Here is an 18,503-nt window from a genome sequence, read left to right as displayed (position 1 = left end):
TCGAATGCAGATCGGCATGGTCGGGCTGGGGAAGATGGGCGGCAACATGGCCGAGCGCCTGCGCCGCGGCGGCCACGACGTCGTGGGCTACGACCGTGACCCGGCGGTCAGCGACGTCGCGAGCCTGAAGGAGCTGGTGGAGCGGCTCGAGGCGCCGCGCGCGGTGTGGGTCATGGTCCCCGCGGGGGCGCCGACCCAGGCGACCGTCGAGGAGCTCGGACAGCTGCTCTCCGCCGGGGACATCGTGATCGACGGCGGCAACTCCCACTATGTGGACGACCAGAAGCACGGCACGGAGCTCGCCACCCGGGGCATCGGCTTCGTCGACTGCGGGGTGAGCGGCGGCGTCTGGGGACTGGAGAACGGCTACGCGCTGATGGTCGGCGGGGCCGACTCCGACATCCAGCGCCTCATGCCGATCTTCCAGACCCTCAAGCCCCAGGGGGAGGACGGCTTCGTCCACGCGGGCCAGATCGGCGCGGGCCACTTCGCCAAGATGGTCCACAACGGCATCGAGTACGGCATGATGCAGGCCTTCGCCGAGGGCTGGGAGCTCCTTGAGGCCGCCGACGTCGTGACCGACGTGGCCGGGGCGTTCAAGAGCTGGCGGCACGGCACGGTGATCCGCTCCTGGCTGCTGGACCTGATGGTCCGCGCGCTGGAGGAGGACCCCGACCTGTCGGAGCTGCGCGGCTACGCGCAGGACTCGGGCGAGGGCCGGTGGACCGTGCAGGCGGCGGTGGACCACGCGGTCCCGCTGCCTGTCATCACCGCCGCCCTGTACGCCCGGTTCGCCTCCCGCCAGGACGACTCCCCGGCGATGAAGGTGGTGGCCGCCCTGCGCAACCAGTTCGGCGGGCACGCCGTCACCGCCAAGGCCGGAGAGGTGGAGAAGGGCGCCGACGCCCCCGGTGCGGACGTCGTCCCGCCGGTCGAGGCCGACAAGTAGTCCCGTACACCGGCTCCCCGTACGGCTCGGGCCCGCGTTGTCCACAGGCGCGGGCCGTACGGGCGGGAAGGTAATAACGTAACGGGGTGCATGTAGCCCATCTCTCACTCACCGACTTCCGGTCCTACGACACCGTCGATCTCGGCCTGGAGCCGGGCGTCACGGCCTTCGTGGGGCCGAACGGGCAGGGCAAGACCAACCTGGTCGAGGCGCTGGGCTACGTGGCGACGCAGTCGAGCCACCGGGTCGCCACCGATGCCCCGCTGGTACGGCACGGCGCGTCGCGGGCCGTCGTGCGCTCGGTGGTCGTGCGCGACGACCGGCGCGCCCTGGTCGAGCTGGAGATCAACCCCGGCAGGGCCAACCGCGCCAGGCTGAACCGCTCGCCGATGTCCCGCCCGCGTGACGTCATCGGGCTGCTGCGCACCGTGCTGTTCGCCCCCGAGGACCTCGCCCTGGTCAAGGGCGACCCGGCCGAGCGGCGCCGCTTCCTGGACGACCTGCTGGTGGCCAGGGCCCCCAGGTTCGCCGGGGTCCGCGCCGACTACGACCGGGTGCTCAAGCAGCGTGGCGCCCTGCTGCGCACGGCCGCCCAGGCCCGGCGGGGAAGCCGGAGCGGCCGGCGGGCGGAGAACGACGCGGGGTTCGCGGCGGCCGGGGCCGGAGACGTGCTGAGCACGCTGGAGGTGTGGGACGCCCACCTGGCCCGGCACGGCGCCGAGCTGCTGGCGGCCCGGCTGGAGCTGGTCGAGGCGCTGCGCCCGCTGGTCGCCGCGGCCTACGCCGCCCTGGCGCCCGGCTCGGCCCCGGCGGGCCTCGAATACCGCGGCACGTTGTCCACAGGCGGGGACGGTCTTTCCCCAGCCGCTGTTCCCCCGGCCGAGGCTCCCCCGGTTGAGATCCCCTCCGCCGAGATCCCCTCGGCCGAGATCTCCCCCGCTGAGATCTCCCCGGGCGGCGGACCGGCGACGGCGCAGGCCGTGGCGGGCCGGAGCGTGATCGACCGGGGCGTGATCGAGCCGGCTCTGCGGGCGGCCCTGCTGGAGGTCAGGAACGCCGAGCTGGAGCGCGGCGTCACCCTCGTCGGCCCGCACCGTGACGATCTCTTCCTCGGACTGGGCGAACTGCCCGCGCGGGGCTACGCCAGCCACGGCGAGTCGTGGTCGTTCGCCCTGGCTCTCCGCCTGGCCGCCTACGAACTGCTCAGGGCCGACGGCGGCGACCCGGTGCTGATCCTCGACGACGTCTTCGCGGAGCTGGACACCCAGCGCCGCCGTCGCCTCGCCGAGTTCGTCTCCTCCGCCGAGCAGGTGCTGATCACCGCCGCGGTCCCCGGCGATGTTCCGCAGGAGCTCGCCGGGGCATGGTTCGACGTGGCGGAAGGGAGCGTGAACCGTGTCCGATGAGCGGTCCCCCGTACCGGGACCAGACAGGAAGCCCGGCGTGCGGGGCCCCGAGCCCGGGGCCGTGAGCAGCGCCGTCGACAAGGCTGTGGACGACTCCGCGGGCAGCGGAGCGAGCGGCGCAGCGGGCAGCGCCACCGGTAGCACGACAGGTAGCGCGACCGGTAGTACGACAGGTGGTACGGCGGCCAAGGGAGCCGCCCTGGCGAGGGAGAAACTCGCCCAGGCCAAGGCGGACGCGGCCAGACGCGGCCAGCTCCCCCGCCGCGAACCCCGGCGGAAGACCGCGGGACCGCTCAGGGCCTCGGGGGACCCCCAGCTGCTCGGCCGCGCCATCGCCGACCTGCTCGCCGACCGGGGCTGGGAGAAGCCGGTGGCGGTGGGCGGGGTCTTCGGCCGCTGGCACGAGATCGTCGGCGTCGAGATGGCCGCCCACACCCGGCCGGAGAGCTTCGCCGACGGGGAGGTCGTGGTGTCCGCCGACTCCACCGCCTGGGCCACCCAGGTACGGCTGCTGGCCCGGACCCTGATCAGGCGCCTGAACGAGGAGCTGGGAGACGGGATGGTGCGGCGGGTGAACGTGCAGGGCCCGCAGAACGGACCCCGGCCCAGCGGAGGACTGCGGGTGACCGGGAGCCGGGGCCCGGGCGACACCTACGGCTGATTCACACCCGGTTTGCGGTCCGTCGCAAAGGTGGTTGACGACCTGTCATCGGCTGCTGTCATCGCCTGATTACGGTCCGTCTCCCGGGGCGTCACCCATCGCCGCCCGCTCGCGCCGGAGCGGACCAGCGGCCTCTCTGACGCGATTACCCCCCTCCCCGTAGGGGGATGCTGGAAACGATGATCGACGCGCGAGAGAGGCTTTCAGGGGCCTTCAATGCCGCATCATCCCCGCCGAGCCGCTAGAATGGACTCGGATTCCGGACACGTCCGTTTGCGTGTCACCCCCCGGCAAGCGAGCCGATTCCCCTGGGTGAACGCATCGGGGCATTCACGACGGTGACGGACGGCGGGGCTGAGCATTCTCCCGCCGCGTGTCCTCGGCAGGAGGATTTCACACTTGTCCTACGACGCTAGCTCAATCACCGTTCTCGAAGGACTCGAGGCGGTCCGTAAGCGCCCTGGCATGTACATCGGCTCGACCGGGGAGCGCGGCCTCCATCACCTCGTCTACGAGATCGTCGACAACGCGGTGGACGAGGCCCTCGCCGGGCACGCCGACCGCATCGACGTCACACTGCTCGCCGACAACGGCGTGCGGGTCGTCGACAACGGCCGCGGCATCCCGACGGGCATCCACCCGGTCGAGAAGCGTTCGGCGGTCGAGGTCGTCCTGACCACGCTGCACGCGGGCGGCAAGTTCGACAGCAAGTCGTACGCCGTCTCCGGTGGTCTGCACGGCGTCGGCTCGGCCGTCGTCAACGCCCTGTCCACCGCCATGGATGTGGAGGTCAAGCAGAACGGCCACTACTGGCGGCAGCGCTACGAGGCCTCCAAGCCGACCGCGCCGCTGGCCAAGGGCGAGGAGACCGACGAGACCGGCACATCGATCACCTTCTGGGCCGATCCGGAGATCTTCGAGACCACGGCGTGGAACTTCGAGACGCTCTCGCGCCGCTTCCAGGAGATGGCCTTCCTCAACAAGGGCCTGACGATCACGCTGTGCGACGAGCGGCCCGACCACATCAACGGCGAGTCCGTGAAGGTGGAGTACCACTACGAGGGCGGTCTGTCCGACTTCGTCAAGCACCTGAACTCCAAGAAGGAGCCGGCGCACGCGTCGGTCATCGACTTCGAGGAGCACGGCGACGGGATCTCGGTCGAGATCGCGATGCAGTGGAACAACTCCTACAGCGAGTCCGTCTACACCTTCGCCAACACGATCAACACGGCCGAGGGCGGCACCCACGAGGAGGGCTTCCGCTCGGCGCTGACGTCGATCGTCAACCGCTACGCGCGCGAGCAGAAGTTCCTCAAGGAGGGCAAGGACGACAACCTCTCCGGTGAGGACGTGCGCGAGGGACTCACCGCGATCATCTCGGTGAAGCTGGCCGACCCGCAGTTCGAGGGCCAGACCAAGACCAAGCTGGGCAACACCGAGGCCAAGTCGTTCGTCCAGAAGGCCTGCAACGACCACCTGCGCGACTGGTTCGAGCGCAACCCCGGCGAGGCCAAGGACGTCATCAACAAGTCCCTGCAGGCCGCCCGCGCCCGCCTCGCGGCCCGCCAGGCCCGGGACCTGACCCGGCGCAAGTCGCTGCTGGAGTCCGGCTCCGGACTGCCCGGCAAGCTGGCCGACTGCCAGTGGAGCGACCCGGAGAAGTGCGAGCTGTTCATCGTCGAGGGTGACTCGGCCGGTGGCTCGGCCAAGGGCGGCCGCGACTCCAAGTACCAGGCGATCCTCCCCATCCGCGGCAAGATCCTGAACGTGGAGAAGGCCCGGATCGACAAGGTGCTGAAGAACGCCGAGGTCCAGGCGCTGATCACCGCCATGGGCACCGGCGTCCACGACGAGTTCGACATCTCCAAGCTCCGCTACCACAAGCTGATCCTGATGGCCGACGCCGACGTCGACGGGCAGCACATCAACACGCTGCTGCTGACGCTGCTGTTCCGCTTCATGCGGCCGCTGATCGAGGCGGGGCACGTCTACCTGTCCCAGCCCCCGCTCTACAAGATCAAGTGGGACCGCCGGGGAGAGGACGCCTCCTACGCCTACTCCGACGCCGAGCGCGACGCGATCATCGAGGAGGGCATGGCCCGCGGCAAGCGCGATCCGCGCCTGCACGACGGCATCCAGCGGTTCAAGGGTCTGGGCGAGATGAACGCCTCCCAGCTCTGGGAGACCACGATGAACCCCGAGACACGGCTCCTGCGCCTGGTCACCCTCGACGACGCCGCCCAGGCCGACGACCTGTTCAGCGTTCTCATGGGTGAGGACGTCGAGGCCCGCCGCTCCTTCATCATCAGGAACGCCAGGGACGTGCGCTTCCTCGATGTGTAGCGATGTGTGGCGGCAGCCGTACAGCCTCTCCTGTCCGACTCTGAAAAGGATCCACACCCCGTGACGGAAGTGAACACTCCGCCCGAGCGCATCGAGCCGGTCGACATCCAGTCGGAGATGCAGCGCAGCTACATGGACTACGCGATGTCCGTCATCGTGTCCCGCGCGCTGCCCGACGTCCGCGACGGACTCAAGCCGGTGCACCGCCGCGTGCTCTACGCGATGTACGACGGCGGTTACCGTCCCGACCGCGGATACTTCAAGTGCTCCCGCGTCGTCGGCGACGTCATGGGCTCCTACCACCCGCACGGCGACTCCTCGATCTACGGCACGGTGGTACGGCTGGCGCAGCCCTGGGCGCTGCGCTACACCCTGGTCGACGGCCAGGGCAACTTCGGATCGCCCGGCAACGACATGCCGGCCGCCATGCGATACACCGAGTGCAAACTCGCGCCGATCGCCATGGAGATGATCCGTGACATCGACAAGGACACCGTCGACTTCCAGCCGAACTACGACGGGCGCTCCCAGGAGCCGCTGGTCCTGCCGTCGCGGTTCCCGAACCTGCTGGTCAACGGGTCGGCCGGCATCGCGGTCGGCATGGCGACCAACATCCCCCCGCACAACCTGCGCGAGGTGGCCGAGGGCGTCAAATGGGCCCTGCAGAACCCCGACGCCACCGACGACGAGCTCCTCGAGGCGCTGATCGAGCGGATCAAGGGCCCCGACTTCCCCACCGGCGCGCTCATCGTCGGCCGCCGCGGCATCGACGACGCCTACCGGACCGGGCGCGGCTCGATCACCATGCGGGCGATCGTCGAGGTCGAGGAGGACGCCAAGGGCCGCCAGTGCCTGGTCATCACCGAGCTGCCGTACATGGTCAACCCGGACAACCTCGCGCTGTCGATCGCCGAGTCGGTCAAGGACGGCCGGATCAGCGGCATCGCCGACGTCCGCGACGAGAGCTCCTCCCGGGTCGGCCAGCGCCTGGTGATCGTGCTCAAGCGCGACGCGGTCGCCAAGGTCGTGCTGAACAACCTCTACAAGCACACCCAGATCCAGACCACCTTCGGCGCGAACATGCTGGCCCTGGTGGACGGCGTGCCGCGGACGCTCAGGCTCGACCAGTTCGTCCGCCACTACATCGCCCACCAGATCGAGGTCGTGGTCCGCCGGACCCGCTACCTGCTGCGCAAGGCCGAGGAGCGGGCCCACATCCTGCGTGCCCTGCTCAAGGCGCTGGAGCGGATGGACGAGGTCATCGCCCTGATCCGGCGCTCGCCGTCGGCGGCCGAGGCGCAGGGCGGCCTGATGGCGCTGCTGGAGATCGACCAGGTCCAGGCGCAGGCCATCCTCGACATGCAGCTGCGCAAGCTGGCCGCCCTGGAGCGCCAGCAGATCACCGACGAGCACGACTCGCTGATGACCCAGATCAACGAGTACCAGGCCATCCTCGCCTCGCCCGAGCGGCAGCGCACGATCGTCTTCGAGGAACTCTCGGAGATCACGGCGAAGTACGGCGACGACCGCAAGACCGAGATCATCGCCTACGAGGCCGACATGTCCATCGAGGACCTGCTGGCCGAGGAGGACATGGTCGTCACGATCACCCGTGGCGGTTACGCCAAGCGCACCAACACCGACCTCTACCGGGCGCAGAGGCGCGGCGGCAAGGGGGTGCGGGGAGCGCAGCTGCGCCAGGACGACATCGTCGACCACTTCTTCGTCACCACGACCCACCACTGGCTGCTGTTCTTCACGAACAAGGGCCGGGTCTACCGGGTCAAGGCCTACGAGTTGCCCGACGCCGGTCGCGACGCCCGCGGCCAGCACCTGGCGAACCTGCTGGCCATGCAGCCGGACGAGGTCGTCATGGAGGTCCTCGACCTGCGTGACTACAACGTCGCGCCGTACCTCGTGCTGGCCACCAAGAGCGGCCTGGTGAAGAAGACTCGCCTGTCGGAATACGACTCGCCGCGCTCAGGTGGCCTCATCGCCATCAATCTGCGCGAAGATGACGAAGTGATCGCAGCACGGCTGGTGTCGGAGGAGGACGACCTCCTGCTGATCTCCCGCGGTGCCCAGGCCATCCGCTTCACCGCCTCCGACGAGGCCCTGCGGCCGATGGGACGGGCGACCAGCGGTGTGATCGGCATGCGTTTCCTCGAAGGGGACGAGCTCCTCGCGATGAACCGGATCGCCGACGGCGACGACGTCCTGGTCGCCACCGAGGGCGGCTACGCCAAGCGCACTCCCGCCGATCAGTACCCTGTGCAGGGACGAGGAGGCAAGGGAGTGCTGACGGCGAAGATCGTCAGTGCCCGGGGCCGGCTGGTCGGCGCGGTCATGGTCAGGCCGGAGGACGAGGTCTTCGCGATCACGTCCGCCGGCGGGGTCATCCGGACCAGCGCCGGTGAGATCAAGCAGTCGGGCCGCCAGACCATGGGGGTGCGACTGATGAATCTCTCCGAGGGGGACAGCGTCGTGGCTCTCGCCCGCAACGCCGAGGCGTTGGAGACCGAGGAAAACGGGGAAGGGGAGTAGCCCGTGAGCGCTCAGGCCGGATCGAGTCCGCGGTCGGCCGCCCCATCGACACGCGAGCAGGTGACGGAGAAGATGGACAAGACCACTGAAACGGATGTTGTCGAGGTGGTCGAGTCACCGGACGACGGTAACGCTCCCACGCCGGCGACTGACGACTCGGCGACCGACGAACTCAAGGGCAGGTCCAAGGTGAAGGCGATCGAGGACGACCAGCCGGGTGACTCCACGATCCGGATCCGCCCCGCGTCCGCCGAGACCGCCAAGGCGTGGGCGCCCGGTCCGGTGTCCCCTGGTCCGGTGTCCCCTGGTCCGGTGTCCTCCCCCGCGGCCCCGCCGCAGCCTGCCGTGGACAAGATGGGACCGGTCGTCGCGGACCGGATGGGACCGGCCGGCCTGTCGGCTCCCTCCTCGCCTGAGCTGGGTTCCAAGAAGGGGCAGGACGGCTCGGCGCCGCGGACGCCGCGCAAGGCCCACCTGGTCCTGCGCCGGATCGAGCCCTGGTCGGCCATGAAGTTCAGCTTCGTGTTGTCGCTGGTGTGCTTCGTGGTGCTGTTCGTCGCGGTCGCGGTGCTCTACATGGTGCTGAGCGGCCTGGGCGTCTTCGACTCGATCACCGACGCGGTGAACAAGTTCACCCAGGGAGAGGGCAGCGGCTCCGCCATCTCCTTCGACATCGCCTCCTGGTTCGAGCCGGTCCGCATCCTCGGCTACACCGCCCTGATCGGCGCGGTCAACGTGGTGCTCGTCACGGCCCTGTCGACCATCGGCGCGGTCATCTACAACGTCGCCTCCGACCTGGTCGGCGGCGTCGAGGTCACCTTCAGCGAGGCCGAGTAACCGTCGTGACGGCCCGCCCGCCGCGTCCCCGGCCGTACCGGTCCGGGGACGCGGCGGTCCTGGGACGTGGCGGTCCTGGGACGTGGCGCGGGCAGGTCCCGGAACGCGGTAAGCTTTTCCCTGTCCGAGCGAATGGATTCGCCACCGCCTCGCGGATGCGATACCGTTCTCGCACGATGAGGGGCTATAGCTCAGTCGGTTAGAGCGCTTCCCTGATAAGGAAGAGGTCCCAGGTTCAAGTCCTGGTAGCCCCACCTCGACAAACGCCCCGAAGCGATTACGCTCCGGGGCTTTTTGCTGCAACGGGTACGGCAACGGCCGCCGGCTCATGCGCTCCCGCCGGTTCAGGTGTCCCCGCCGGTTCAGGCTCTGCCCGCCGAAGCGGCCAATGCCTCCTCCAGCGTGGTGTGGGTCTCGAACAAGGCGATCAGTTGTGTGGTGCGCAACATTCGCAGCAGGAAAAGCGGGACCGCGGCCAGCAGCAGCCGTGCCTCGCGCTCGCGGCACTCCTTGAAGGCCGCGATCAGCGTCCCCACCCCTGTGGAGTCGCAGAAGGTCATGGTGGCCAGGTTGAGGATCACGCAACCCTCGCGCACCGCATCCCACAGGGGTTCCAGCGCGTCCCGCAGGGATGGGGACGTGGCCATGTCCAGCGCTCCGGTGACGTGGACCACCGCGCGTCTGCCGCTCAGATCGAGATCTATACCGAAGGGCAGATCATCTGGAGACCGGACCCCCGCCGGCCCCGCATTCCCTACGCTCACGACCCCGTTCTCGCCCATCTCCGATCAGGATTCCTCTCTCCATCAGAGTAAGGAATATCCACATTAAAGGCCCCGACTATCCACAAATCGAGCCTCAGCTACGGCGCAGTCAGGGGCCGGACCTCACGGCCACCCCGGGGTGGCCGATCACCGTACGGGGCCGGAAGTGATCGCCGGTCCGGGACCTCGTGCCCGGTACCGGCCCGTCGGTGTGTCACCCTGGTGTTAGAAGCTACGCGCCCAGGGTAACTGCAGTTGTCGCCCAGGCCACGACGTTGGAGGTTCGGCATGCTCTTCGCGCCGGGGAGCACCCGCTTCACCGTCACCGCGGCTCTCCACCGTGACAGCGAAGCGGTCATCCTCCAGGCGGGGGGCGAGCTCGACATCGGCTCGGCGCCGATCCTGCGGGAGCAACTGGGCCGAGTGTGGGAACTGCCCGACGTCGCCGTCCTCATCGTGGACCTGGCGGACCTGACCTTCTGCGACTCGGTCGGGCTGAGCGAACTGGTCAGAGCCCTCAAGCGCAGCGAGGCCGGAGGAACCCGCCTGATACTCACCGGCGTCGGCGACCTCATGACGCGGGTCCTGACCATCACCGGCCTGCGCAAGGTCTTCGAGATCCACCCCAGTACGGCCGACGCCCTGCGTGCGTCGGCCGGACCGGAAGATCGGCGCGGAAACGAATCCCTCAGCCCCGTGCCGTAGACGGCGGACGGGTACCGTGTGAATGGCGTCTATCGAAATGGTCTCCGAACTGACGGAAATTTGTCCGGTTAGTTGAAAGAGTCATATTCTGTGGCGTCATGTCAGTCGCCCGCCACGCCCTCCAGCGCCCCCGGACCGCAAGGTCCGAGCGCAGACTGGAAATCGACGGGTTACGTGCGGTAGCCGTACTCCTCGTGGTGATCTACCACATCTGGCCGCGCCGGGTCTCGGGCGGAGTCGACGTCTTCCTGATGCTCACCGGCTTCCTGATCACCGGTTCGCTCCTGCGCAACGAGCACGTCAAGCTCTGGGCCTTCGCCAGGCGTCTGGTGCTCAGGCTCCTGCCGGCCGCCGGGCTGACGCTGCTCGGCGTGCTGATCGGCATGGTGCTGATCCTGCCGAAGACGCGCTGGGACCTCACGATCACCGAGGTCGTCGCCTCCGCCCTGTACTACGAGAACTGGCAGCTGGCCTTCTCCGCGGTGGACTACCTGTCCGCGGGCAACGCGGTGAGCCCGGTGCAGCACTTCTGGTCCCTGGCGATCCAGGGACAGTTCTATGTGATCTGGCCGGTGCTCCTGCTGATGGCCCGGCGGAAGCTCCGGGTCTTCGTGGGGCTGATGGCCGCGGTCTTCGTGCTCTCCCTGGCGTACTCCGTCTTCCGGACGGCAACCGATCAGGCCTGGGCCTACTTCGACACCGGCGCGAGGTTGTGGGAGCTGGCGCTGGGCGGGCTGCTCGCCGTGGCCCTGCCGTTCCTGAAGGTGCCGAAACCCGTGCGTGTGGTGCTCGGCTGGCTCGGCCTGGCGGCACTGGTCGCGTGCGGGCTGGTGCTGCAGGTCTCGACGAGCTTCCCCGGATACGTCGCGCTGTGGCCGACGCTGGCCGCGGCGGCGATCGTCGTGGCGGGTACGGCGGGCGGCGCGGACCGGCTGCTGACGCTCCGCCCGGTGCTGTACGTCGGCCGCATCTCCTACGCGCTCTACCTGTGGCACTGGCCGATCTTCGTCTTCTACCTCGTGGCCACGGACCGGACCGCGGCGAGCTGGAAGGGCATCCTGCTGATCCTGGTCGCCAGCTTCGTCCTGGCCGCGGCGACGACCGAGCTGACGGACCGGACGGGCAACTGGGGACCGCTCCTGCTGGCGCCCGCGCTCGTCGGAGCCGCGGTGGTGCCCCTCCTGCCCTGGCAGCAGGGCGACACGATCACGCCCGCTCCGGCCGTGGCGGCCGAGGACCGGCCCAGGTCGTACAAGGACGGGTGCGCGCAGCACCTCAAGGAGGCGGAGGTCCTCGTCTGCCGCTACGGGTCGAAGAACCCGGACAAGGTCATCGCCCTGGTCGGCAACTCCCACGCCGCCCACTGGCTGCCCGCCCTTGAGCTGCTCGGCGAGGACAACGGCTGGCAGATCGTCAACATCACCAAGGGTGCCTGCACCCTGTCCACGACCGTGCAGCTCTACAAGGGCAAACCCCAGCCCCTGTGTGATCAGTGGCAGGAGGGCGTGCTCGCCGAACTCCCCAGGATCGACCCGGATCTGCTGATCACCACCGCGACCGAGTCCAGCGAATGGGAACGCGGCGAGAACATGCCCGCCGGGTACCTGGAGCGGTGGCGGCAGCTCGACGCCATGGGCATCGACATCCTGGCCATCCGCGACACGCCGCGGATGGGCTTCGATCCGCCCGAGTGCGTGGAGACCAAGGGCGCCGCCGCGTGCGTCGCGCCCCGCAGCCGCAGCCTGGCCGAGCGCATGCCGACGGCCGGGCCGATACCCGACAACGTGACGGTCGCCGATTTCAACGCCACGTTCTGCCCGGGCGACCGCTGCCCGGCGGTGATCGGCAACACGCTGGTGTACTCCGACAACGGCCACATCACGGCGACGTTCATGCGCTCGCTCGCTCCCGCACTGGAGAAAGAGGTGCTCCGGGCGCTCGCGGGCGGGGAGGCGGACTCTCGGGGACAGCCGGGGAACTCCCAGGGATGACCGGGGACCTGCCCGGGGTCCCGGCGGAGTCCTTCCCCGCGGAGTCCTTCCCGGCGGCGCGGATTCCTTGATCACACGGCTGGGGTGCCTGGTAGCCTCGACGCGTGACGACGATTGCGCAGATCTCGCTGGGCGTCACGGACGACGTACGGGCCGCGGAGTTCTGGCGTCAGGCGCTCGGATACGTACGGCGCCCGCCGCGTTTCGACGGTGACGAGTGGATCGTCCTGGAACCCCCGCCGGGGACGCCCGGGGTCGCGATAGCGATGGACGTGAGCGAGAGCCCCGCCCAGGAGTTCCCTCGGATCCATTTCGACCTCAGCGCGGAAGACCGCGACCTCGACGAGGAGGTCGATCGGCTGGTGGCGCTGGGCGCGCAGCGCGTCGACTGGCCGTACTATCCGGAGGACCCGCGGCCCGAAGAGCCGGCGTACGTCGTGCTCGCCGATCCCGAGGGCAACCGGTTCTGCGTCGAAGGACGGCGCGCCGTTCCCCGATCCCAGGGGTGATCGCCGCTCCACCTGCGGGGGTGTCCGGGAGGCCCCGGCGCTCGGGAGGCCGTCCGATGCTCGGGAGAGCGTCCGGGGGCGCTGCTCGGCGGTCCGGGCGGGTGGGGCAGACTGTCGGAGTTGCGTCGGCCGGGTGCGAGCGGAGTCATCGGGGATGTCGGAGGTCGTCGGAGCCTTCGCCGTACTGGTGGCGGTCGCGGTTCTCGGGTACCTGGCCGGTGTGGGCGGCGCCTTGCGCCCCCAGGACGAGCTGGTCCTCTCCCGGCTGACCTTCCTGATCGCCACACCCGCCCTGCTGTTCACCACGGTCGCCGCCGCCGACCTGGGATCGATCTTCTCGCCGGTGTTCGTGACGAACGTCGCCGGTGTGCTGTCCGTCCAGGCGGTGTTCCTCGCCGTGGCGGCGCTGACCCGGCGCAGGGGACGGTCGGAGCTGGTCATCGGCGCGCTCTCCACGTCCTATGTCAACGCCGGCAACCTCGGCATCCCCGTCTGCATCTACGTGCTCGGCGACGGCGCCCTCATCGCGCCGATCCTGCTGTTCCAGCTCCTGGTGATGGCCCCGGTGGCGTTCCTGCTCCTGGACCGGGACACCTCGGGCGGGTCGTCCGTGTGGGCGGTGCTCGGGCGCCCGCTGCGCAACCCGCTCACCGTCGCCACGGTGCTCGGGCTCGTGGTCGCGCTCACCGACGTCGGGTTGCCGGTCATGCTCATGCGCCCGATCGAGCTGGTGGCGGCGGCCGCGGTGCCGGTGGCGCTGATCGCGTACGGCCTGAGCCTGAGCGGCGCCCGGCGGATCGAGGGGAACGGCCACGCCCATGACGTCACCCTGGCCGTCATCCTCAAGTGCTTCGCGCAACCGGCGGTGGCCTACCTCGTCGGCCGTTTCGCCCTCGGGCTCGACGGCGAGCTCCTGTTCGCGGCCACGCTCCTGGCGGCCCTGCCCACCGCGCAGAACATCTACGTCTTCGCGGTGCACTACGGTACGGCGGAGCGGTTCGCCCGCCGCGCCGTACTCGTCAGCACCCTGGTCTCCATCCCGACGATGACCGCGATCAGCGGCCTGCTCGGGTGACCGGGCGCTCTCCGTCGCCTCCCGCCGCCTCCCGTCGTTTCCCGTGCGGCCGTGCCGTTGCACCGCCGTACCGCCGTGCCGCTCCCGGGATTCGAACCCGGATCCTCCGCGCCCTGAACGCGGCGCCTCTCCCCGTTGGGCCAGAGCGGCGAGTGGGCGACGGGACTCGAACCCGTCCTCCGACCTTGGCACGGTCGTGTGCTTCCGCTGACACTTCACCCACGGAATACGCGTCCGGTCCGGATGGCGTGGGCCGTACGGACGCGAGTGGGGCGTGGACCGGGCGGGGGTCGCCACTCCCGCCGCCGAGTCTCCGTCCCGTGCCCTCTCCTTTCAGGGCAGAGCCGCAGCGGGGACTCGAACCCCGTCCTGCTGGGTGGAAGCCAGCTGCCTTACCGGTTCGGCTTCTGCGGCATGGGCACCTCGGTCCGAGTGGCAGGATTCGAACCTGCGATCTTCTGCTCCCAAGGCAGACGGGCCACCGAACTACCCCACACCCGGGAAGGTCACGCGGCACGGTCGCCGCGTGCGAGGTGCCTCGTGGACAGACAGGGAATCGAACCCTGAACTCCTGCTTGCAAGGCAGGCGTGATCCCGTTTCACCATCAGCCCGAGGAAAAACAATTTATTTCCACTGTGGAATTGTCGAACTCGTGTGCCCGGTTATCCTTCACGCGGGCATGAATGGGTATTCGTGCGGGCGGCGGGATTCGAGCCCGCATGCATCCGGCTCGCGTCCTTGAAAGGCCGGTCGCCACCCGTGACGCACGCCCGTGTCGATTCCGCCCGTGCACGGATTTCTCCCCGGAACGACGAAGCCGCCCGTCGGGAGGCTTCCCGGGGCGGCGACCATGCAGGGATGGGTCACATGGCCGCCCCAGGGGGCCCCAGGTCGCCGACGCCGGGGACGCGCCGCGTGCGGGAGCCGCACCACGGGAGCGCGGCGGCTGCGAACGCGTTCATGGCTGGTCCCTCCGGCTGGTCCGTCGATCTGTCCGGTCTCTGTATTCGAAAGAGTAGATTAGCCCGGCCGGGATGCCAAGGGGTTTTCCGATAAACCATTCCCCCGATCCGCCGTTGTCGCGGAGTGCCTTTTTCCGTCAACCGGTGCCGCCGGGGCGACGCCTGTGCCGCCCGGAAAAAGGTCCCGCACGGAATGCCGTACGGGGCCTTTCATCCGTGTCCGGGTTCTCGCGGCCGCTCTCGGCGTCGGTGCCCGGCTCGTCCTCGCAGGTGTACCGGCCGGGGCGCCGGCAGAGGTCCTCGGCCGTCAGCGGAAGTCGTCGGCGTGGTCGCGGGCCCACTCCGCGTAGGTGCGCGCGGGGCGGCCGGTGACCCTCTCCACGTCGGGCCAGGGCCGCATCAGTGCCGACCAGTCCTGGTCGGCGTAGCCGTCGGCGCCCGAGGCCGCCTGGCCGCCGTAGTCGACGAAGCCCAGCATCAGGTCGGCGCTCTCGGCGGCGAAGCCGCCCTGGGCCTTCATGAGCTCGCGGGCCCGTTCGCGGGTGACCTCCTCGTAGCGGACCTCCTCACCCAGGGCCTCGCCGATGGCCCGGACCTGCTCGCGCACCGTGACCAGCGCCGGCCCGGTGAGCGTGTACGCCGCGCCGTGGTGGCCGTCCTCCAGCAGCGCGGCGACGGCGACGGCGGCGATGTCGGCCTCGTGGACGAGGTTCATCGGCTCGTCCGCGAAGGGGTAGCGCACGACGCGCTCGGCGCGGACGGACGGCGCCCAGAGCTGCAGCATGTTGGCCATGAACCCGCAGGGCCGTACGTGGGTCCACTGCAGTCCCGACTCCTCCACGGCCTGCTCCACCGGGTTGGTGTGCAGTCCGGCGGTGACGGACGCGGCGGACAGGTCCACGATGCGCCGGATCCCGGCCCGCCCGGCCAGCGCGACGACCTCGCGCGCGGTCTCCTCGACGGGGAAGAGGTACATCGCCGTGACACCCTCCATCGCGGGGGCGACCGTCGCGGGATCGGTCAGATCGCCCCGCACGACCTCCGCCGCCCCGGGCAGGTCCGCCCTCGCCGGGTCCCGGGTCAGCGCGCGCACCTCCGCCCCGGCGCGGAGAAGCTGCTCGACCACGTTCCGTCCGACGAACCCCGTCGCCCCGGTGACCAGGATCTTCATGTCCCTTCCCTTCTCCGCGGTGCCTGCGGAAGACCACGCTAGATTTGATTCCGGCCACTTTCTGACCTGAAGAGAATCGAGTCTGGATCCATGGCGAACACGAGCGCGCGGATCCTGCGGTTGTTGTCCCTGCTGCAGACACACCGCTACTGGCCGGGCGCGGAACTGGCCACCCGGCTGGAGGTGAGCGAGCGCACGCTGCGCCGTGACATCGACCGGTTGCGCGAGCTGGGTTATCCGGTCGCCGCCAGCCGCGGTGTCGCAGGCGGTTACCAACTGCGCTCCGGTACGGCCATGCCCCCGCTGCTGCTCGACGACGAGGAGGCGGTGGCCATCGCCATCGGCCTGCGGGCGGCGGCCGACGGCGCCGTGGAGGGCATCGAGGAGACGTCGGTGCAGGCACTGGCGAAGATCGTTCAGGTGATGCCGCCCCGGCTGCGCCGCCGGGTCGACGCGCTCCACTCCGCCACCTCCCGGCCGCCCGCCCGCAATGGGCCGAAGGTCGGCGCGGCCGTGCTGACGGTGATCGCGCAGGCCTGCCGGGACAACGAGCGCCTGCGGTTCTCCTACATCGACCGGGCGGGCGTGCCGACCACCCGGCTGGTCGACCCGCACCGGCTCGTCTCTCTCCGGCGTCGCTGGTACGTCCTCGCCTGGGACACCGAGCAGCACGACTGGCGTGCCTTCCGGGTCGACCGGCTGGACGAGCCGGCCGTCACCGGGGCGCGGTTCCGGCCCCGAGAGATTCCCGGCGGCGACGCGGCCGAGTTCGTCCGTTCCCGGATCACCGCACAGACGCCGCAACGCGAGGTCGTGGTGGAGGTGCGGGCGGACGTCGCCGAGGTGGAGAAGATCGTGGCCGTCACGGGAGGGACGGTCGAGGCGGCCGGCGGCCGGACGTGCCGGCTCCGGATCGGCACCGAGGACTTTGACTGGCCGATTTTCATCCTCGCGGCTCTGGGTGCGGAGTTCGAGGTCGTCCAGCCGTCCGAGTTCCGCGACCGTCTGCGCGCGACGGGGGAGCTCTTCCTGCGTGCCTCCGGTTGACCGCGCCTCCGGTTGACCGTGCTTCCACGCTGCTCACCGCGGCTTATTGACGCGACATACAGGCGGAAAACCGGCAGGATGGTGCTCTTCGCGATCCCCCGAAGGAGCCTTCCGGTGCACAGCTACCGTCGTGATCTCGCCATGTTCCGCGACAGGAGCTTCTCCCTGCTGATGGCGGCCCGGACCATCTCGACGCTGGGAATCTCCTTCGCCCCCGTGGCCCTGGCCTTCGGCGTCCTCGGGCTGCCCGGGGCGACGGCCACGACGTTGTCGGTGGTGCTCGCCGCCGAGGCGCTTCCCACCGTGGCCTTCATGCTCGTCGGCGGGGTGATCGCGGACCGCCTGCCCAGGAACCGCGTGATGATGGGCGGCGAGGCGCTGAACGCGGTGGCGTTCTTCTGCCTCGCCGCGATGCTGCTCACCGGGTGGACGCCGCTGCCCGCGCTGGTGATCGCCGCGGCGGCAGCCGGCATCGCGACGGCGATCCTCTATCCCACGTTGACCGGCATCATCCCCGACGTCGTCCCCGCCGACCGTCTCCAGACCGCCAACGGCCTGCTGCGGCTGGGGGAGAACATGTCGCGCATCACGGGGCTCGTCGCGGGCGGCGCCACGGTGGTCCTGATCGGCGGCGGCTGGGCCCTGGCCGTCAGCGCAGCCATGTTCACCGTGGCGGCGGTCCTCGTGGCGATGATGCGCCTCACCCGGCTGGAGCGCGCCGCGGCGGACGCGGACCGGAGTGTCCTGCCGGATGCGGACCGGAGTGACCTGCCGGATGCGGACCGGAGTGACCTGCCGGATGCGGGTCAGGGTGTCCTGCCGGACGCGGACCGGAGTGACCTGCCGGACGCGGACCGGAGCGGCCTGCCGGAGGACGGGCCGGGGCGTCACTCGGTCATGGCCGACCTGCGTGAGGGCTGGCGAGAGTTCATCTCCCGGCAGTGGCTCTGGGTGGTCGTCGCCCAGTTCTCCGTCCTGGTGATGGCCGTGCAGGCCGCCCACGGCGTCCTCGGTCCGCTGGTGGCCAAGGAGAGCCTGGGCGGAGCGGGCGCCTGGACGGCGATCCTGACGGGCGAGGCGGTCGGCATGATCGCCGGTGTCTTCGTCGCGTTGCGGCTGCGGCCCCGGCGCCCCATCCTGGTCGCCACGCTCGTCCTGATCCCGTCGGCCCTGCCGTACCTGCTGCTCGGGCTGAAGGCCCCACTCTGGATGATCGTCATCGGGGCGGCCGTGCTGGGCGTCTGCTTCGACATCTTCGGCATCCTGTGGAGCACCACCATGCAGCGTGAGATCCCGGCCGAGGCCCTGTCCCGGGTGAGCTCCTACGACGCGCTGGGCTCGCTGATGTTCGGCCCGATCGGGCTGCTGGTGGCCGGACCGGTCGCGATCCTCGTCGGCCCGGAACCCGCGCTGATCGGTTGCGCCGCGATCGTACTGCTCTCGTGTCTCGCCGCGCTGCTCTCCCCGGGGGTGCGGGGGTTGCGGGCTCCGGAGCCCGCGCGGGAAGCGGTGGCTTCCTGATGCTCTTCGATTTATGA

Annotated in this window: 14 protein-coding genes, 6 tRNA genes and 1 pseudogene; 13 read left to right on the top strand and 8 right to left on the bottom strand. The window is 69.9% G+C overall.

Going from position 1 to position 18,503, the window contains the following annotated elements; translation table 11 throughout:
* The first annotated feature begins 4 nt into the window (after positions 1-4).
* From gnd to IEZ08_RS17495, 7 genes are all read left to right on the top strand, one after another.
* On the top strand, positions 5-949 hold the full coding sequence (gene gnd, locus IEZ08_RS17525; protein ID WP_068920442.1) for a phosphogluconate dehydrogenase (NAD(+)-dependent, decarboxylating): 945 nt from the start codon (positions 5-7) through the stop codon (positions 947-949).
* Positions 950-1,035: 86 nt separating this feature from the next.
* Positions 1,036-2,355 carry a DNA replication/repair protein RecF gene (locus IEZ08_RS17520; protein ID WP_068920443.1) on the top strand — a complete coding sequence of 440 codons (1,320 nt, stop codon included), beginning with the start codon at positions 1,036-1,038 and terminating at the stop codon, positions 2,353-2,355.
* 37 nt (positions 2,356-2,392) lie between these two features.
* Complete coding sequence (locus tag IEZ08_RS17515; RefSeq protein WP_084779440.1) at positions 2,393-3,016, top strand: DciA family protein; 624 nt, start codon at positions 2,393-2,395, stop codon at positions 3,014-3,016.
* Between the two features lie 399 nt (positions 3,017-3,415).
* Positions 3,416-5,359, top strand: a complete 1,944-nt coding sequence (gene gyrB, locus IEZ08_RS17510) for a DNA topoisomerase (ATP-hydrolyzing) subunit B (RefSeq protein WP_084779441.1) — start codon at positions 3,416-3,418, stop codon at positions 5,357-5,359.
* A gap of 60 nt (positions 5,360-5,419) precedes the next feature.
* Positions 5,420-7,903 (top strand): DNA gyrase subunit A, encoded by a 2,484-nt coding sequence (gene gyrA, locus IEZ08_RS17505; RefSeq protein WP_068920445.1) that lies wholly within the window; start codon positions 5,420-5,422, stop codon positions 7,901-7,903.
* Between the two features lie 72 nt (positions 7,904-7,975).
* Entirely contained in the window at positions 7,976-8,740 is a 765-nt protein-coding gene (locus IEZ08_RS17500) for a DUF3566 domain-containing protein (protein ID WP_084780840.1), read from the top strand.
* Between the two features lie 180 nt (positions 8,741-8,920).
* A tRNA-Ile gene (locus tag IEZ08_RS17495) sits at positions 8,921-8,994 on the top strand.
* 108 nt (positions 8,995-9,102) lie between these two features.
* Here IEZ08_RS17495 and IEZ08_RS17490 read toward each other — a convergent pair.
* Entirely contained in the window at positions 9,103-9,522 is a 420-nt protein-coding gene (locus IEZ08_RS17490; protein WP_084779442.1) for an STAS domain-containing protein, read from the bottom strand.
* A 270-nt stretch (positions 9,523-9,792) separates the two neighbouring features.
* Between IEZ08_RS17490 and IEZ08_RS17485 the strand changes: the two genes are divergently transcribed.
* The 4 genes from IEZ08_RS17485 (at position 9,793) to IEZ08_RS17470 (ending at position 13,784) form a co-directional block, all read left to right on the top strand.
* Positions 9,793-10,209, top strand: a complete 417-nt coding sequence (locus IEZ08_RS17485) for an STAS domain-containing protein (protein ID WP_068920446.1) — start codon at positions 9,793-9,795, stop codon at positions 10,207-10,209.
* Positions 10,210-10,307: 98 nt separating this feature from the next.
* A complete protein-coding gene (locus IEZ08_RS17480) occupies positions 10,308-12,200 on the top strand; it encodes an acyltransferase family protein (protein ID WP_068920447.1) in 1,893 nt (630 codons plus the stop codon).
* A gap of 104 nt (positions 12,201-12,304) precedes the next feature.
* Positions 12,305-12,709: a VOC family protein gene (locus IEZ08_RS17475; RefSeq protein ID WP_203863155.1), complete on the top strand. Its 405-nt coding sequence runs from the start codon at positions 12,305-12,307 to the stop codon at positions 12,707-12,709.
* Between the two features lie 154 nt (positions 12,710-12,863).
* Positions 12,864-13,784, top strand: coding sequence for an AEC family transporter (locus tag IEZ08_RS17470; RefSeq protein WP_068920449.1), 921 nt, complete (start codon positions 12,864-12,866; stop codon positions 13,782-13,784).
* A gap of 76 nt (positions 13,785-13,860) precedes the next feature.
* Here IEZ08_RS17470 and IEZ08_RS17465 read toward each other — a convergent pair.
* The 7 genes and pseudogenes from IEZ08_RS17465 to IEZ08_RS17435 form a co-directional block, all read right to left on the bottom strand.
* Positions 13,861-13,934, bottom strand: a tRNA-Leu gene (locus IEZ08_RS17465).
* A gap of 1 nt (position 13,935) precedes the next feature.
* Positions 13,936-14,007: transfer RNA gene (locus IEZ08_RS17460), tRNA-Gly, on the bottom strand.
* Positions 14,008-14,126: 119 nt separating this feature from the next.
* Positions 14,127-14,198, bottom strand: a tRNA-Gly gene (locus tag IEZ08_RS17455).
* A gap of 13 nt (positions 14,199-14,211) precedes the next feature.
* Positions 14,212-14,285: transfer RNA gene (locus IEZ08_RS17450), tRNA-Pro, on the bottom strand.
* 40 nt (positions 14,286-14,325) lie between these two features.
* A tRNA-Ala gene (locus tag IEZ08_RS17445) sits at positions 14,326-14,396 on the bottom strand.
* A gap of 83 nt (positions 14,397-14,479) precedes the next feature.
* Positions 14,480-14,558, bottom strand: a pseudogene (locus IEZ08_RS17440).
* Positions 14,559-15,054: 496 nt separating this feature from the next.
* A complete protein-coding gene (locus IEZ08_RS17435) occupies positions 15,055-15,918 on the bottom strand; it encodes an SDR family oxidoreductase (protein WP_068920450.1) in 864 nt (287 codons plus the stop codon).
* A 90-nt stretch (positions 15,919-16,008) separates the two neighbouring features.
* On the opposite strand from IEZ08_RS17435, the gene IEZ08_RS17430 reads away from it, so the two are divergent.
* Together IEZ08_RS17430 and IEZ08_RS17425 are read left to right on the top strand one after the other, a co-directional pair.
* Positions 16,009-16,965, top strand: a complete 957-nt coding sequence (locus IEZ08_RS17430) for a helix-turn-helix transcriptional regulator (protein ID WP_176728333.1) — start codon at positions 16,009-16,011, stop codon at positions 16,963-16,965.
* 114 nt (positions 16,966-17,079) lie between these two features.
* Complete coding sequence (locus IEZ08_RS17425; RefSeq protein ID WP_203863154.1) at positions 17,080-18,486, top strand: MFS transporter; 1,407 nt, start codon at positions 17,080-17,082, stop codon at positions 18,484-18,486.
* The last annotated feature ends 17 nt before the right edge of the window (positions 18,487-18,503 follow it).

The sequence above is a fragment of the Planobispora rosea genome, from assembly GCF_014648175.1.
Lineage (GTDB): Bacteria > Actinomycetota > Actinomycetes > Streptosporangiales > Streptosporangiaceae > Planobispora > Planobispora rosea.
The sequence above is the reverse complement of the archived record's forward strand: the minus strand, read 5'-3'. Positions and strand labels throughout refer to the sequence as shown.

Excerpts from the sequence above, each read along its gene's own strand:
- gnd (WP_068920442.1), top strand. The coding sequence starts at position 5 with ATGCAGATCGGCATGGTCGGGCTGGGGAAGATGGGCGGCAACATGGCC.
- IEZ08_RS17500 (WP_084780840.1), top strand. The coding sequence starts at position 7,976 with ATGGACAAGACCACTGAAACGGATGTTGTCGAGGTGGTCGAGTCACCG.
- IEZ08_RS17490 (WP_084779442.1), bottom strand. The coding sequence starts at position 9,522 with ATGGGCGAGAACGGGGTCGTGAGCGTAGGGAATGCGGGGCCGGCGGGG.
- IEZ08_RS17485 (WP_068920446.1), top strand. The coding sequence starts at position 9,793 with ATGCTCTTCGCGCCGGGGAGCACCCGCTTCACCGTCACCGCGGCTCTC.
- IEZ08_RS17480 (WP_068920447.1), top strand. The coding sequence starts at position 10,308 with ATGTCAGTCGCCCGCCACGCCCTCCAGCGCCCCCGGACCGCAAGGTCC.
- IEZ08_RS17470 (WP_068920449.1), top strand. The coding sequence starts at position 12,864 with ATGTCGGAGGTCGTCGGAGCCTTCGCCGTACTGGTGGCGGTCGCGGTT.
- IEZ08_RS17435 (WP_068920450.1), bottom strand. The coding sequence starts at position 15,918 with ATGAAGATCCTGGTCACCGGGGCGACGGGGTTCGTCGGACGGAACGTG.
- IEZ08_RS17430 (WP_176728333.1), top strand. The coding sequence starts at position 16,009 with ATGGCGAACACGAGCGCGCGGATCCTGCGGTTGTTGTCCCTGCTGCAG.